The 14,998-nt window shown below is 63.1% G+C and carries 15 protein-coding genes; 8 read left to right on the forward strand and 7 right to left on the reverse strand.

Features of this window, described 5'->3' with window-relative positions; genetic code table 11:
* The first annotated feature begins 95 nt into the window (after positions 1 to 95).
* Together V4T21_RS00005 and V4T21_RS00010 are read left to right on the forward strand one after the other, a co-directional pair.
* Positions 96 to 1,043: a glycosyltransferase family 8 protein gene (locus V4T21_RS00005; protein WP_332711291.1), complete on the forward strand. Its 948-nt coding sequence runs from the start codon at positions 96 to 98 to the stop codon at positions 1,041 to 1,043.
* Between the two features lie 9 nt (positions 1,044 to 1,052).
* A complete protein-coding gene (locus V4T21_RS00010) occupies positions 1,053 to 1,934 on the forward strand; it encodes a glycosyltransferase family 8 protein (protein WP_332711294.1) in 882 nt (293 codons plus the stop codon).
* Here V4T21_RS00010 and V4T21_RS00015 read toward each other — a convergent pair.
* The 7 genes from V4T21_RS00015 to V4T21_RS00045 all read right to left on the reverse strand — a co-directional run bounded on the left by V4T21_RS00015 (position 1,924) and on the right by V4T21_RS00045 (position 9,105).
* Positions 1,924 to 2,904, reverse strand: coding sequence for an ABC transporter ATP-binding protein (locus V4T21_RS00015; protein WP_332711296.1), 981 nt, complete (start codon positions 2,902 to 2,904; stop codon positions 1,924 to 1,926). The two genes, V4T21_RS00010 and V4T21_RS00015, sit on opposite strands and share 11 nt — an antisense overlap.
* 2 nt (positions 2,905 to 2,906) lie before the next feature.
* Positions 2,907 to 3,917, reverse strand: a complete 1,011-nt coding sequence (locus tag V4T21_RS00020) for an ABC transporter ATP-binding protein (RefSeq protein ID WP_332712666.1) — start codon at positions 3,915 to 3,917, stop codon at positions 2,907 to 2,909.
* On the reverse strand, positions 3,914 to 4,831 hold the full coding sequence (locus V4T21_RS00025) for a dihydrodipicolinate synthase family protein (RefSeq protein WP_332711299.1): 918 nt from the start codon (positions 4,829 to 4,831) through the stop codon (positions 3,914 to 3,916). The genes V4T21_RS00020 and V4T21_RS00025 overlap by 4 nt, the downstream gene beginning before the upstream one ends.
* Positions 4,832 to 4,844: 13 nt before the next feature.
* Entirely contained in the window at positions 4,845 to 5,732 is an 888-nt protein-coding gene (locus V4T21_RS00030; protein WP_332711302.1) for an ABC transporter permease, read from the reverse strand.
* A complete protein-coding gene (locus V4T21_RS00035) occupies positions 5,729 to 6,691 on the reverse strand; it encodes an ABC transporter permease (protein ID WP_332711305.1) in 963 nt (320 codons plus the stop codon). Before V4T21_RS00035 ends, V4T21_RS00030 begins: the two co-directional genes overlap by 4 nt.
* Positions 6,692 to 6,775: 84 nt before the next feature.
* The gene (locus V4T21_RS00040; protein WP_440589598.1) at positions 6,776 to 8,359 is read right to left on the reverse strand and encodes an ABC transporter substrate-binding protein; all 1,584 of its coding nucleotides are present in this window, start codon (positions 8,357 to 8,359) and stop codon (positions 6,776 to 6,778) included.
* Positions 8,360 to 8,385: 26 nt separating this feature from the next.
* Entirely contained in the window at positions 8,386 to 9,105 is a 720-nt protein-coding gene (locus tag V4T21_RS00045) for a FadR/GntR family transcriptional regulator (RefSeq protein WP_332711308.1), read from the reverse strand.
* A gap of 92 nt (positions 9,106 to 9,197) precedes the next feature.
* On the opposite strand from V4T21_RS00045, the gene V4T21_RS00050 reads away from it, so the two are divergent.
* The 6 genes from V4T21_RS00050 (at position 9,198) to V4T21_RS00075 (ending at position 14,934) form a co-directional block, all read left to right on the forward strand.
* Positions 9,198 to 10,169, forward strand: a complete 972-nt coding sequence (locus tag V4T21_RS00050) for a Gfo/Idh/MocA family protein (protein WP_332711311.1) — start codon at positions 9,198 to 9,200, stop codon at positions 10,167 to 10,169.
* A complete protein-coding gene (locus V4T21_RS00055) occupies positions 10,166 to 11,161 on the forward strand; it encodes a Gfo/Idh/MocA family protein (RefSeq protein ID WP_332711314.1) in 996 nt (331 codons plus the stop codon). Before V4T21_RS00050 ends, V4T21_RS00055 begins: the two co-directional genes overlap by 4 nt.
* A 78-nt stretch (positions 11,162 to 11,239) precedes the next feature.
* Entirely contained in the window at positions 11,240 to 11,983 is a 744-nt protein-coding gene (locus tag V4T21_RS00060; protein ID WP_332711316.1) for a GntR family transcriptional regulator, read from the forward strand.
* A gap of 77 nt (positions 11,984 to 12,060) precedes the next feature.
* Complete coding sequence (locus V4T21_RS00065) at positions 12,061 to 12,720, forward strand: N-acetylmannosamine-6-phosphate 2-epimerase (protein WP_332711318.1); 660 nt, start codon at positions 12,061 to 12,063, stop codon at positions 12,718 to 12,720.
* Positions 12,717 to 13,580, forward strand: a complete 864-nt coding sequence (locus tag V4T21_RS00070) for an ROK family protein (protein ID WP_332711321.1) — start codon at positions 12,717 to 12,719, stop codon at positions 13,578 to 13,580. Before V4T21_RS00065 ends, V4T21_RS00070 begins: the two co-directional genes overlap by 4 nt.
* Positions 13,581 to 13,632: 52 nt before the next feature.
* Positions 13,633 to 14,934 carry an extracellular solute-binding protein gene (locus tag V4T21_RS00075; RefSeq protein WP_332711324.1) on the forward strand — a complete coding sequence of 434 codons (1,302 nt, stop codon included), beginning with the start codon at positions 13,633 to 13,635 and terminating at the stop codon, positions 14,932 to 14,934.
* The last annotated feature ends 64 nt before the right edge of the window (positions 14,935 to 14,998 follow it).

Raw genomic sequence — 14,998 nt, forward strand, 5'->3', positions numbered from 1 at the left:
CGCTCAAGCTCTTCTCAGCACGCCTGTGGATCAGAAGTTATGAGTCTACGCCCTAGACGAGCCAGATTGGGAAATGGGGTTCAACTAGGTTATCCATGTCAGAAAAATCAGGCTCCGGCCAGATCCACATAGCGCTCACCTTCGATGACGGGTTCTGGGCGCCGGCTTATGCGACGATGCGGTCGATCTGCCTGGCCACTCACCGGCGCCGCGATCTGGTTTTCCATCTCTGCCATCGTCCGCTGAGCGCGGAGCACCGCGACGATCTCAAAGCGATCGAAACCGAGTTCGGCGCTACGTTGCGCTTTTACGACCTCACCCAGACCCCACAGTTCCGGGAGCTGATGGGCCGGGTTCCCTATCATAAGCGGCTGACCGACATCGTCTATGCCCGCTTCGTGCTCGACAGCTTCCTGCCCGCGGATGTGGAGCGCATCATCTATCTGGACTGCGACATGATGGTGATGGCGCCCATCGAGACCCTTTGGGACGCCGATCTGGGTGGCAAGCCGGCCGCGGCGGTTCCCGAGCCGTGGGGAAAGCTGATCGGCAGTGGTCGCGATATCGCCGAAAAGAGCGATCTGCTCGATCCCGCCGATCCCTATTTCAACGCCGGGCTCCTGGTGATCGATCTGGACCCTTGGCGCGAACTCGACGTTTTCGGCAAGCTTCAGACCCTGATCGCCGACGGTTCGGTCGATCGGCTGAGCTATAGCCAGAACGTCATCAACCTCATTCTCAAGAACAATTGGCACAAGCTCGATACGCTCTGGAACGTCATCGATCCGCATCGGGCCCATGTGTCGCTCAATCCCTACAATCTCCACTATACCGGCAATACGCGTCCTTGGACGCTGACGGCGCGGTTGCGGGGGGTTGGCTATGCCCGAATCTACCGGCATATGATGACCAATGCACTGTTTTATCGCTTCTGGCGCTACCGCATGAAAAAGCAGCTCGGCAAATATCTGCCTTTCATCGGTACAGGCCCCGGCTCCCGTCCTACCTCGACGCAAAGGCCGGCGACGCCGCCGGCTGCGTGAGGACGGCTCATGCCCGCAACGGACGGTGGCCCGATCCACGTCGCGCTCACCTTCGACGATAATTTTTGGGCGCCGGCCTATGCGACGATGCGCTCGATCTGCCTTGCGAGTCATCGCCGGGGCGATCTGATCTTCCATCTCTGCCACCGGCCGCTGACCGACGAACATCGGGCCGATCTCGAAAAGATCACCCATGAATTCGGCGCGCAACTCGTCTTTTACGACATCACGCGTTCGCCCGATTTCGTCCGGACCGTCGATGGTCTTCCCTATGACAAACGACTGACCAATGTGGTCTATGCCCGATTGTTGCTTGATCGTCTGTTGCCCGCTTCGATCGAGCGCCTTATCTATCTCGACTGCGACATGATGGTGCGCGCGCCCATCGAAACGCTCTGGACGACCGATCTGGAGGGCAAGACCATCGGCGCGGTGCCTGACCCCTGGGGGCCGTTGTTTTCGATCGGCAAGGACATGCGCGAAAACGGCGATCTCTACGATCCGGCCGACACCTATTTCAACGCGGGTCTGCTGCTCATCGACATGAAGCGCTGGCGCGAGGCGAACCTGCTCGAACGGATCGTCGCCTTCACCCATGAGGGCATCATGGATCGAATCTATTACGATCAGGGTTTTTTGAACATCGTTTTCTGCCACGATCTCAAGCCGCTTGGATGGCGGTGGAATTTCACTTCGCCAGAGCCAATGCACGAACGCTTCGATATTGCCGTGCTGCACTATACCGGCCACGCCAAACCCTGGAAGTTATTCGCGCGGGTGGCGTTTTTCCGGCTCTACCGCCACGTCATGACCAATGAGCTCTATTACCGCTATATGCGGCACAGGTTGAGGGGGCGATTGGCGAGAATGGTGCCGTTTCTCAAGAAATAGGTGTTCCCGCGATATCGTCGCGGATGCAGGCGCGGCTGTGGCCGGGGACGATTTCGCGTAAGGGCGGGATCGTGTCGGCGCAGGCGGGGAGGGCGAAGGGGCAGCGGGTGCGGAAGACGCAGCCCGAAGGCGGGTTGGCGGGGCTCGGAATGTCGCCGGTCAGGACCTGGCGCTGGCCGTGCTTGTCCGGGTCGGGCGAGGGAATTGCCGAGAGCAGGGCGCGCGTATAGGGATGGGCGGGGTTGGCGTAGAGATCGGCGGCCGGGGCGATCTCCATGATGCGGCCCAGATAGAGGACGATCACCGTGTCGCAGATATATTCGACGACGGCGAGATCGTGCGAGATGAACAGCATGGTCAGCCCCAACCGCACCTGAAGCTCGCGCAAAAGGTTGATCACCTGGGCCTGAATCGAGACGTCGAGCGCGGAAACCGGTTCGTCGGCGACAATGAATTGAGGCTCCATAGTCAGGGCCCGGGCGATGCCGATGCGCTGGCGCTGGCCGCCGGAAAATTCATGGGCATAGCGGTCGAAGGCGTCAGTGGGCAAATCGACGAGCGAAAGCGCCCGTTCGGCGCGCTCGCGCCGTTCCGCCTTGCTGCCGATCCTCTGGATGTCGAGGCCTTCGGTGAGGATCTGACCGATGGTCATGCGCGGCGAAAGGCTCGCGAAGGGATCCTGGAATACGTATTGCATATTGCGGCGCGCTACACGCAGCTGGCCGGCCGAAAGCTTGGTGACGTCGGTGCCCTCGATCACCACCTCGCCGCTGGTCGGTTCGATCAGGCGCAGGACCGAGCGGCCGATTGTCGTCTTGCCCGAGCCGGATTCGCCCACAAGGCCTACCACCTGGCCGCGCGGGATATCGAAGGAGATGTCCTCGAGCGCCTTGACGATCGGGCCCTTGGAAAAGGCTGCAGGCTTGAAATGCTTGGTGAGGTTTCGCACCGAAATATAGGGAGCGGACATGGTCAGGCCTCCTGCCAGCGGATGCAGCGCGCCTGCCGCCCGGGGCCGGTGTCCAAAAGTGGGGGCACCGCTTCGCGGCACGCTGGAATCACATAGTCGCAGCGATCGGCGAAGGCGCAGCCCTTGGGGAGATTGCGCAGCGAGGGCACCGAGCCGGCGATGGTGGGCAGGGGCTGGTTGTCGCGCTTGAGCTTTACCGCCTCGCCCAGCCGGGGCAGGGAGCGCAGCAGGCCCTTGGTATAGGGATGGCGCGGATGGGAGAAGACTTCGGACACCGGGCCGGTCTCGACGATCCGCCCCGCATACATCACCGCCACGCGGTCGGCGATTTCGGCGACAACGCCGAGATTGTGGGTGATGAACAGCATGGCCATGCCGCGCTCGCGCTGCAGCTTGGCCAGCAGATCGAGGATCTGGGCCTGGATGGTGACGTCCAGCGCCGTGGTCGGTTCGTCGGCGATCAGCAATTGAGGGTCGCAGGCCAGCGCCATGGCGATGGTGACGCGCTGGCGCATGCCGCCCGAGAGCTCGTGTGGGTATTGGGTGGCGCGGCGGGCGGGATCGGGGATACCCACATTGGCGAGCAATTGTACCGCAGCCTCGGCGGCTTCGCGGCGCGATCTGCCCAGATGGATGCGGATCGGCTCGGCGATCTGCTCACCCACCGTATAGACGGGGTTGAGGCTGGTCATGGGCTCCTGGAAGATCATGCCGATATCGTTGCCGCGGATCTGGCGCAGCGCCTCGGCGTCCAGGGTTTCGAGTTCCACCCTATCGCCCGATTTGCGTTTCAGGGCTAGCGAGCCGGCCGCAATGCGGCCGACCTTTCTGGGCAGCAGGCCCATGATGGAGAGGCTGGTGACCGACTTTCCGGACCCCGACTCGCCGACCAGCGCCACCGTCTCGCCGGCCTCGATGGTGAGGTCGAGATCCTGCACGGCGGGAACGTTCGCCCCGCCGATGGCAAAGACGGTGCGCAGGCCCTTGATGTCGAGAACCGGCATGGTCATCAGTTAAGAAGTCCCGCGTTTTTGAGGATGGCTTGGATGCGGCCGGCCTCATCGGCGTTGAGGGTGCGCTGGGGGCGGGCCATGGTGTTGCTGGCGATGATGCCCAGGCGCTGCATGGCGGTTTTGAAAGCGCCGACCCCTGCAGAACCGGCGCTGGTGCGGTCGAGCGAGACGCGCACGATTTCAAACAGCGCGCAAAGCCGCTCCTGTTCCGCCTTGGCTGCGGCGTGATCGCCGGCCTGCATGAAGTTCCAGATCTTGACGTAGCCGGCCGGATCGACATTGCCCAGACCGGGCACCACGCCATGGGCGCCCATGGCGAGCGCGCTATCGACGACGATCTCCGAGCCGGTCATGGCAAAGAAGCTGTCGTGGTCCTTGAGATCGGCGATGACGTAGCGGAGATTGCCGTCGTCGCCGCTGGAATCTTTAAGGCCCGCGATGGTGCCTTCACGGGCGAGGGTGACCGTGGTTTGCCGTTCGAGCTTGATATTGACGCAGACGGGAATGTCATAGGCGATGAGCGGGATATCGACAGCGTCGCGAATGAAACGGAAATGGTCGATGGTTTCGGCCTGGTTGGTGCGGGTATAGAAGGGCGCGGTCACGACGATGGCGTCGGCGCCGGCGTCCTTGGCGATGCGGGAATGGGTGATCACCCGATCGGTGGTGGGATCGATGGTTCCGACCAGTACCGGGGCCCTGCCATTGGCGATCTTTACGGCATGTTCTGTGATTTTCCGGCGCGTTTCGGCGTCGTGGAAGATCACTTCGCTCGTCGACCCCAGGACGAAAAGGCCGTGCACCCCGGCGTCCAGCAGATGCTCGATCACGCGGGTGAACGAGGGGTAATCCACAGTGAAATCGGAATTGAGCGGTGTGACGACGGGCGGAACGACGCCGGTGAACAGAGGCATTTTTGACCCTTTGCTAGTTAAGATCGGAGCGCGGGTCGAACGCATCGCGTAGACCATCGCCAATGAAGTTGATGGCAAGGACGGTCAGCACCAGCGCGAAGCCGGCGAACATCCATTGCCAGGGATATTGTTCGAGAACGATCGAGGAGCGAGCCGAATTGAGCATGTTGCCCCAGCTCGCTTCGGGCGGCGCGATGCCCAGGCCCAGGAAGGAGAGGCCGGCTTCGAGCAGAATGGCGTTGGCCACCTGAAGCGTGGCGTAAACGACGATGATGTCGATGCAATTGGGCAGGCCGTGGCGGAAGAGAAGATGCGGTATACCCGCGCCCATTCCCCTTGCCGCGACGACGAAATCGCGTTCGCGCAATTCGAGCAGCCGGGCGCGCACCATGCGGGAGAGGACCGGCCAGGAGAGCAGCGCGATCACGAGGATGGTGGGGGCGATGCCGGTGCCGGCGATCGAAGCGAGGACCAAAAGGAAGATCACCGGCGGCAGGGTCATGGCCAGGTCAACCAGCCGCATGGAGGCGCCATCGACGAACCGGCCACCGAAGGCCGCCAATGCGCCGATCAGAAAGCCGATGATGGTCGAGATGACGACCGAGACGATGGCGACCGTGAGCGACGTTCGACCGCCTTGCAGGAGCCGCGCGAGCACGTCGCGCCCCACGCCGTCGCTGCCCAGCCAGTGGGTGGCCGACGGCCCCTTATTGATCGCAACGAGGTCGATGGCGATAGGATCATAGGGCAGCCACCATTGGTAGGTGGCAACTGCCACAAGGATCGGGACGAGGATGACGAGCCCGACGATTGCCGCGCTGTTGGAAAAAAAGCGCTCGAGGGCACGCCGGATGGGGCCGGCCGAACGCGTCTGGGTGATTGGGGCCGTTGCCTGGGTCATTGGGTCACCTGGATGCGCGGATCGACGGCGGCATAGGTCAGATCGGTCAGAAGATTGACCAGGATCACGCAGGCGCCGATGATCAGGGTGGCGCACATGATGACGGGATAGTCGCGGGTGTTGACGGCGTTGACCAATAGCAGCCCCATGCCCGGCCAGTTGAAGACGCTTTCAAGGAAGATCGCGCCGCCTACGGCGATACCGATGGTCGAGCCGATAAGGGTGATGACCGGCAGCAGCGCGTTGCGGGTGGCGTGCTTGATGATCACCCAGAATTCCTTGACGCCTTTGGCACGGGCCGTGCGCACGTAATCCTGGTTGAGCACTTCGAGGAGGGACGAGCGCATGTAGCGCATGATCAGCGCGGCATGGGCGATCGAGAGCAGCAGGGCGGGCAGGATCAGGTGCGAGAGCAGGTCGCCGATGGAAAACGGTGCGCCGGGGGTCAGCATGCCGCCGGAGGGCGCGATGCGAAGCTGCACGGCAAAGATATAGAGCCCTAAAAGCGCGGTGAGGAAGGCCGGGCTCGAAATGCCGACCGATGCGATGACCGAGAGGCCCAGATCGAGTGGGGAATTGCGGCGCACAGCACTGATGATGCCCGCCGAAATGCCAATGACGATGGCAACCAGAAGGCCCGATACCATCAGAAGAACCGTGGGCCAGATGCGTTCGACGACCAGCGGCAGGACGGCGACGCCGCCGCGCTGGATGGAATAGCCGAAATCGCCCATGAGCGCCGCCCGCAACCAGGCGAGGTACTGAATCGGCAGGGGTTGATCGAGGCCAAGGCGCTGGCGCAGGGCGTCGAGCGCTGCCGGGGACATGGGGATCGAGGGATTGATATAGGCCGAGATCGGGTCCCCGGGCGTCATGCGCAGGAGGATGAAGACGAGAACGCTCAGGGCAACCAGCATCAGGAGCCCGATGCCGATACGGCGCAGCAGATAGCTCAGCATGGTTTTGCTTTCCTGATACAATCAACGCATGGCGCCCGGAGAAGCCTTGCGTGCGGAGGACACGCAAGGCTTCGGGTCGCCGGGCTACTGGATGTCCCAGAGCTCGGGATGGTCGGCGTAGGGGCCACCGGCCGGAGCCGGGGTCCAGACAAAATCGACCAGATCGGTCGAGGCCACGCCATAGCGGTTGGCCACCCACATGGTTCCCCAGGGCAGTTGTTCGTTCATCACGCGGCAGACCTCCTGCCAGCGGGCGTCGGACTGGGCGGGGTCGGTTTCACCGAGCGCGGCGTCGAAAGCGGCGCTCAAATCATCGAACTCGATGCGCATGATGTTGGCGCCGACCGGGGGCAGTTGCGAGCCGTTGAGGCCGGGGTTGATACCGGCGGGGTCGGGCCCGTTCTGGAGGCCGGCATAGACCAGCGCGAAATCGGTCCAGGCAGGGTTTTCCTGCTGGTAGACGATGCCGTTATAGGTGGGCACATCGACCACGCGCGGCACCACGTTGATGCCGACCTGGGAGAGCATGGCCTGGATGGCGGCCATGACATTTGCGGCCTGAGGCGAGTCGTAATAGGTCAGCCAGGTGATGGGCGCGTTGCCGTTGATCTGGTCCCAGCCCGCTTCGGCTAGAAGCTGGCGGGCTAGTTCGGGATCATAGGCGTATTCATTGAGGCCATCGGGCACCAGATGGGGGGCGACATAGCCGCACTGGGCGGCCTGTGCCGCGCCGCCATAGAGGCTTTCGATGATGGCGTTGCGGTCGATGGCGTGCATCACCGCCTGGCGCACCCGGACGTCCTCCCAGATGTCCACCATCTGGTTGAAGCCGATATAGTTGACCACGAAGGAATTGCCCTCGATCACCTCGAAATTGGCGTCGTCGGCAAATGTCGTGGCGTCGTCGGATTCAACATAAGTGAACTGGATTTCGCCGGCCCGCAGGGCCGAGACGGCGGCGGCGGGGTTTTCGAAATAGCGGTTGATGAGGCGATCGACCTTGGGGCGCCCGAGCCGGTAGTCTTCGTCGGCGATCACTTCCACATATTGGTCGGTCACGTAACGGCTGAAGGCAAAAGGCCCGGTGCCGATCGCTTCGGTAGACCACCAATTGCTGTTGGCGATATTGGCCACGTCCTCGTCGCCCAGGGCGTGCTCGGGCAGGATCATCACCTGGGCCAGAACCGAGAGCAGCGAGCCATTGGGCTGGTTGAGGGTCAGGGTCACCGTGCGCTCGTCGGTGACTTCCACGGCCTCGATGGCGCTGAGGCGGGCGGCGAAGACGCTTCCGGACTCTGCGTTGCGAGCGAGATCGAGGGTGAATTTGACGTCCTCGGCGTCAAAGGCCTCGCCGTCGTGCCAGGTCTCTTCGACCAGGGTGAAAGTGTAGGTGAGTTGGTCTTCGCCGATCGTCCAATCGCTGGCCAGCGCGCCCTCGAGGGCGCTCAACTCGGCGTTGTAAATCACCAGGGGCTCGTAATAGGTCTTGAGCCACATGAAGCCGCCGGTGGCGACAAGCGGGTTGAAGTTGTTGGGAAAGCCGCCAGGGCCGACATCGAAGCCGCCGCTGATGGTCTTGTCCTGGGCCATAGCCGGCGCCGTCAGCGCCGTTCCGCCCAGCAGCAGGCCGGCGAGCGCCAGCCCTTTAGCCAGAGTTCCAAGTCGCATAATTTAGTCCTCCCTTACGTTCGCGATTACTCCATTCCCTCTCGCGTCCGGGCGATCACCTGCTGAATGCCGCGATAGTGGTCGTTGAGCCGGCTGCGGGCCCGCTCGACGTCCTTGGCGGCAATCGCTTCAACGATTTCATGGTGATCCCGCCAGGTGTTGAGCGGGTTTGGATTCTCAAGATTGGTGAAATTGGATGCCTTGGTGAAGGCGATCCAGAAGATATCGATCAGAGCGCTGAGCATCTGATTGTTCTGGCAGCGGAACAGCAATTGGTGGAATTGCTGGTCCTCGACCGCAAAGCTCTCATTGCGCTCGGCGCGCGATTTCATCCGCGCGGTCACCTCGCGCAGCTCGGCCAGATCGTCATCGGAGATCATGGCGATGGTCTTGTCGACAAGGCCGGTTTCCAGGACGCGGCGGATTTCGCGCAGTTCCTCGACGTCGCGCAATTCGTCGCGCAGGCCGTAGGCGAGGTTGTCGAGCAGGGGCTGGAAGGAAAACTCGGCAACGAAAACGCCGATCCCGCGACGGGTTTCCAGAATTCCCAGCGATTCGAGCGCCTTGATGGCTTCGCGCACCGAGTTGCGCCCGACGCCCAATTGCTGGGCCAGCACGGCCTCAGGGGGTAGCGGGTCTCCGGCGCGCAGCCCATTGGATTCGATATAGGCCTTGAGCGTTTCCTGCACCGTGACGTGGAGCAGCGGCGGGCGTGCAAGCGGCTTTATCGATGTCTTGAGGGCCATCATGCGCTCCAAAATTGCCATCCCAGGATGCGGCGGATAGTTGATGTATAGTAACATATGGGATATCCTGCAAGTGGATATAGGATATGACTATGAAGATTGCTCTTTTCGGCACCAGCCACTGGCACGCCCAAATGCATTTAGATGCGGCCCTAAATGCCGGTGGCGAGGTGGTGGCGCTTTGGGACAAGGACACTGCCCAGGCCGCGCGGTTCGCCGCCGTATCTGGCGTTCCTGCGATCGAGGGATTCGATGAGGCGCTGGGCATGGCCGATCTCGTGGTTCTCATGGGACATCCTTCCGACGTGCCCGATCAGGCCCGCCGCGTCATAGAAGCCGATGTGCCGATGATCATCGAAAAGCCCGCTGTGGCGCGGACGGCGGAACTCGAGGCGCTTTGCGCCCTGGCCGATGCGCGTAGCGCTTTTGTCGGGTTGCCGCTTCCCAACCGGTTCGGTCCCGCGCCGATCGAATACAGAAGGCTGGTGGATGAAAACCGGGCCGGGCCGCTGGCCCATGCCAGCTTCCGGCTGGTCAACGGACCTCCAGAGCGCTATCGCGACGATGGGGTGGGTTGGCTGCTCGATCCAGAAATCGGGGGCGGCGGGGCGCTGCGCAATCTGGGCATTCACGGCATCGACGCGGCGTTGTCGCTGGCCCAGGGCGAGCTTCGCGTCGTTTCGAGCCAGATCGGCAAACGCATATACGGGCGAGAGGCTGTTGAGGACCATGCGCTGGTCGTTCTTGCCGACGAGGCCGATGCGCTGTTTACCGTGGAGGCCGGTTATACCTTTGCTTCGATGCATCCGGGTGGCGATTTCGAATGGCGGATCGTTTCGGCCAACGCCACGCTTATCGATCGGGGCGATGCCGCCTGCGTGGCTACGCTCGATGACGGGGTGCAGCGCGCTCTCCCCATCGAGCCCACCGCGACGCGCTATCGTCTGTTCACTGCCGATGCCATCGCCAGGCTCGAGGCCGGGCAAAAGCCGGCCATCACCCTCAACGACTATCTCGCGGCCATGCGCCTGATCGACGCCGCGTATCAGAAGGCTCAATCATGACGGGTATCGGAATTATCGGGGCAGGCCATTTCGGGGCCGTGCACGCCAAAGCCATTGCCGAGGTGGAAGGGCTGGAGATCGTCGCCGCGTGCCGCGGCGATCAAGCGGCGCTGGCAGCGTTTACCGACCGGTTCGGGGGCAAGGGCTATGCGGGTTGGCAGGACCTCCTTGCCGATCCCAAGGTCGATGCGGTGGTTATCGCCACGCCCCACAATCTGCATGAGGAAATCACCATCGCGGCGGCGGAAGCGGGAAAGCACATCCTGCTCGAAAAACCGATGGCGCCCAGCGTTACGGCCTGCACTGCGATGAACGCGGCGGCCGGGCGGGCAGGCGTGCATCTGATGGTCGGGCATGTGATGCATTTCGCGCTGCCCTGCCTTGCGGCCAAGGCCGTTATCGATTCCGGCCGACTGGGGCGCCCTGTCATGGGGGCGAGTTGGATGATCAAGCTCTGGATGGAAGCCAACCGCCAGCCCTGGCATATGAACCGGGCGTCGGGCGGCGGCATGCTGATGACCGCCGGCATCCACGCGCTCGATCGGCTGGTGTGGTTGATGGGTCGGGACGTGAGCGCGGTGAGCGCGATGATGGGCACGAATTTCCACGATCAGGAGGCCGACGATACCGCCCTGCTCGGTCTGCGGTTTGCCGATGGCGGGGTGGGGCAGGTGCAAAGCGTGGGGTATCGCGACGGCGCTGTGGGCTTTGCTATGGATCTTGTGTGCGAAAAGGGCACGCTGCGGATCGATTTCGATACCGGCACCTGGATGGGGCAGGGTGGGAGCTGGACAAAGCTCGACCGGTCCTTGGAGCCGGACTGGATGCATCACGCGGTGGTGCGCGAGTGGCAGGCGCTTCAGGCCGCCATGCGCGGCGAGGCTGAAGTGCCGGTGACGGGGGATTATGCCAGCCATATCGTGGAGGTGATCGAAGCCGCATATGAGGCCGATGCGCTGCGCCGCGAGGTCCCGGTAGGGGCGGGCGCATGAAGCGTGCGTTCCCAACCGGATAATACCAGTTTGTATCCAGCGGGGTCCTCTGCTAATTTTTCCCAATAAGGATAGGGCATGGACGAAACCGCAATCATCGAGGCCTTGAGCGGCAGGCTGGCCGAACGGGACGGCATGCCGCTCTATCGCAAACTGGTGGCGGCGATCGATGGGTTGATCGGAGCGGGCCATCTCAAGCGCGGGGCGCTGCTGCCCAGCGAGCGGGATTTGACGGCGCGGCTCGGCGTTTCGAGGGTCACCATCCGCAAGGCGCTCGACGTGCTGATTGCCGATGGTGCCATCCGTCGCCGGCAGGGCAGCCGAACCGAGGTCACCGCGCGGGTGGAAAAATCGCTCGCCCGGCTTTCGAGTTTTTCGGAAGACATGCTTTCGCGCGGGTTTTCGCCCGGATGTATCTGGATTTCCAAGGAGTTGGCCTTCCCCACGCCTGCCGAGGCCATGGCGCTGGGCTTGGGGCCGAACGCGTCGGTCCTGCGGCTGAAGCGTGTGCGGACGGCTGACGACGTTCCCATCGCCATCGAGACGGCGGCGGTGCCCGCCACCATTCTGGACGATCCCGATCGGGTCGAGGATTCGCTTTACGAAGTGCTCGATGCGATCGGCGCGCTGCCCGAGCGCGCCATGCAGCGCATGAAGGCGGGCCCCGCCGACAGCAGCGACAGGCTTCATCTGCAGCTCGATGATCCCGCCAGTCTGCTGATCGTCGAGCGGCGGTGCTTCAGCGGTGGCCGGGTGATCGAATACACCCAGACCCGCTATCGGGGCGATGTGTACGATTTCGTGCTCGAATTGCATCGATAATACCAGTAAGAAACCAGTTGCCAGCCCGATTGGCGGTGCTATCGTTCCTCTCAAAACCGGTGGAGGACATGCACGCAATGCTCGAAACGCTGAACCAGGGGCTGATCGTTTCCTGCCAGCCGGTTCCGGGTGGACCGATGGACAACGCCGCCTGTGTCGAGGGTTTTGCCCTTGCGGCGCTCGAAGCGGGCGCGGTGGGACTGCGGATCGAGTCGCTGGCCTATGTGGAGGCGGTGCGGGCGCGGACGGGTGCGCCGATCGTCGGGATCATCAAGCATGATCTCGAGGGCTATGACGTGCGCATTACGCCTACGGCGGAAATGGCGAGCCAATTGGTCGCGGCGGGCGCCGATATCGTCGCGTTCGATGCGACGCTGCGCTCACGCCCCGATCCGGTTTCGGCTATATTGGCTGCCATCCACAAGGGCGGCGCGCTGGCCATGGCCGATTGTGCCAATCTTGCCGATGCTGAAGCGGCGCTGGCGGCGGGTGTCGATTGCATCGGCTCCACGCTTTCGGGCTATGTCGGGTCCGGCCCTGAGCCCACGCTTCCCGATTTCGGCCTTATCGAACAGATGGCCAGGCTCGATGCCTTCGTCATCGCCGAAGGCCGCATCCGCAGCCCCGAGCAGGCGGCACAGGCTCTGGCCGCAGGCGCCAATGCCGTGGTCGTGGGCTCGGCCATCACCCGCACCGAGCATATCGTTTCCTGGTACAGGGAAGCGCTGAACCCATGAGCGAAAACCCCGCCCAGACTGTTCTGGCCATCGATATCGGCGGCACCAAGATCTTGGGTGCGCTGGTCGATGGGGAGAGTGTTCATGACACGGTTCAGATCCCAACGCCCGGGTCCGGCGATCCCGCGATCTGGATCAAGGATCTGCTGGCCAGGGGCACGACATGGCAGGGGCGCTTCGGACGCGTGGGCGCGGCAGTGACGGGGGTGGTCGAGGCCGGCCGCTGGTCGGGGCTCAATCCGAAAACGCTATCGATCCCTTCGGGTTTTCCTCTGGCCGAGACGCTGACCGAATTGACCGGCAAGCCCGCCTTTGCAGCCAATGACGCCCAGGCGGCGGCATGGGGGGAATTCGTGTTCGGCGCCGGGAAGGGCACCCGAACCTGCGTTTTTCTCACCGTCTCCACGGGTATCGGGGGCGGGGCGGTGGTCAATGGCCGGCTGCTTGAGGGGTTGGCGGGCCATTTCGGGCAGTTCCGCTCCGATGTGACCGACAGCGCGCCGCTCGAAAGCGCGGCGGCGGGACGTTGGATGGCCGAGGCGGCGCGGGAAGAGGGCCATGACCTCGATGCGCGCGGTGTCTTTGAGGTCGCCGCACGAGGCGAGGTCTGGGCCGACGCGGTCATCGCGCTTTCAGCGCGGCGGATCGCGACGCTCTGCGCCAATATCGGGCTTGGCCTAGCGCCCGAAAAGATCATCATCGGCGGTTCGATTGGGCTGGCGCCGGGCTTTATCGAGCGAATGACGGGATTGCTCGAAAGCATGCCTCCATCGTTGCGGCCGGATATCGTTCCGGCACGGCTGGGGCATCAGGCGGGGATTATCGGGATCGCGAACCTCGCCGCATCGGCGGGAAAGTGAACACTCAACCAAAGGGAAGACGAAGATGTATAAATCAGGATTGAAGGGCTTGATGCTTGGCCTCTTGGCGGCCGCAATGCCATTGGGTGGCGCCCAGGCCGCCGTAACGGTTCTGGGCTGGCCGGGCGGGCCGGAGGAAACCGCGCTCAGGGCCGTGGCGGAAATCTACAACGGTCAGGAGGGGCTGGCCGATGAAAACCGGGTAGAGCTGCTATTTTTCGCCCGCGACGGGTTCTGGGACAAGCTGCAGGCCGACCTTGCGGCGGGCACGACGGCGTTCGATCTCAACCTTCTGGCCACCTATTCGATCGGCCGTTATGCGCCGTTCATGGAGCCGGTGACGCTCTCGGACGAAGCGGAGGCGGTTTATGGGGAATCGGTGCTCTCGACCATGCAGTTCGAGGGCGCGCAATATGGCATTCCCACCGATCTGTCGCTTCATTTCATGTATTACCGGCAGGACCTGATCGACGCGCTGCTCGCCGATCCTGACGCGGCGCAGGTCTATGGCGATATTTCCGAGCAATATCTGGGCACGCGGCTCGAACCCAAGGCCCCAGACGAATGGACTTGGGACGATTACGCGGCGACGGCGCTCTATTTCACGCAAGCGGTCAACCCCGACAGTCCCACGCGTTACGGCACTGTGCTGCAGATGCAGAACCTGTTGTTCAATATGATGGTCTGGCAGTCCACCGCCCGCTCCTATGGCGGCAATTGGATGGATGACGAGGGCAACGTCACCGTGGATTCGGACGCTTATCGGCGCGGGCTCGAGCTTTACAAGCTCTTGTACGATGCCGGCACGACGCCGCAGGATTCCACGTCCTATGAATTCCCCGAGGCCAATGCCGCCTTCAGCTCTGGCCAGGTGGCGACCATGTTGCAGTGGAACGGGGCGGCGGCTGAATTGTCCAATCCCGAAACCGCGCCAGTCGTTGCCGAAACCGTGGCGATCGTCGCGCCGCCCGCGGGCGATGAGGGCCGGTTCACCCATATCCACGGCCTGGGCTTCGGGCTCAACCAGAACGCGCCCAACAAGGAAGGGGCGCAGGCCTTCCTAGAATGGCTCTCGACCGAACAGGCGGCGCTCGCCTATGCCGCCGCCGGCGGCGCGCCCGCGCTCACGCCCGACGTAGTTACACAGATCGCCGATGAGCGGCCCGATCTGGTGCAGCTCGGCGAGTTCGCCAGCCAGTACGGCTATGTGATGAACGGGGCGACGGGCGCCAATGCGCTGAGTGTCTATGAGCTCCAGGCCCAGCATTTCACCGGCTATTGGACCGGCCAGGAGACGCTCGATGATGCGCTTTCCGCCGTCGCCACCGGCATGGAAGAGTTGTTAAGCCAGTAGCTGCCGACAGCGCCGGGCGGATATTTTCGCCCGGTGCTGGTTCTCAATCGACACGATGGATGCA

This window comes from Pelagibacterium mangrovi (assembly GCF_036662815.1).
In the GTDB taxonomy this organism is placed as follows: Bacteria; Pseudomonadota; Alphaproteobacteria; order Rhizobiales; family Devosiaceae; genus Pelagibacterium; species Pelagibacterium mangrovi.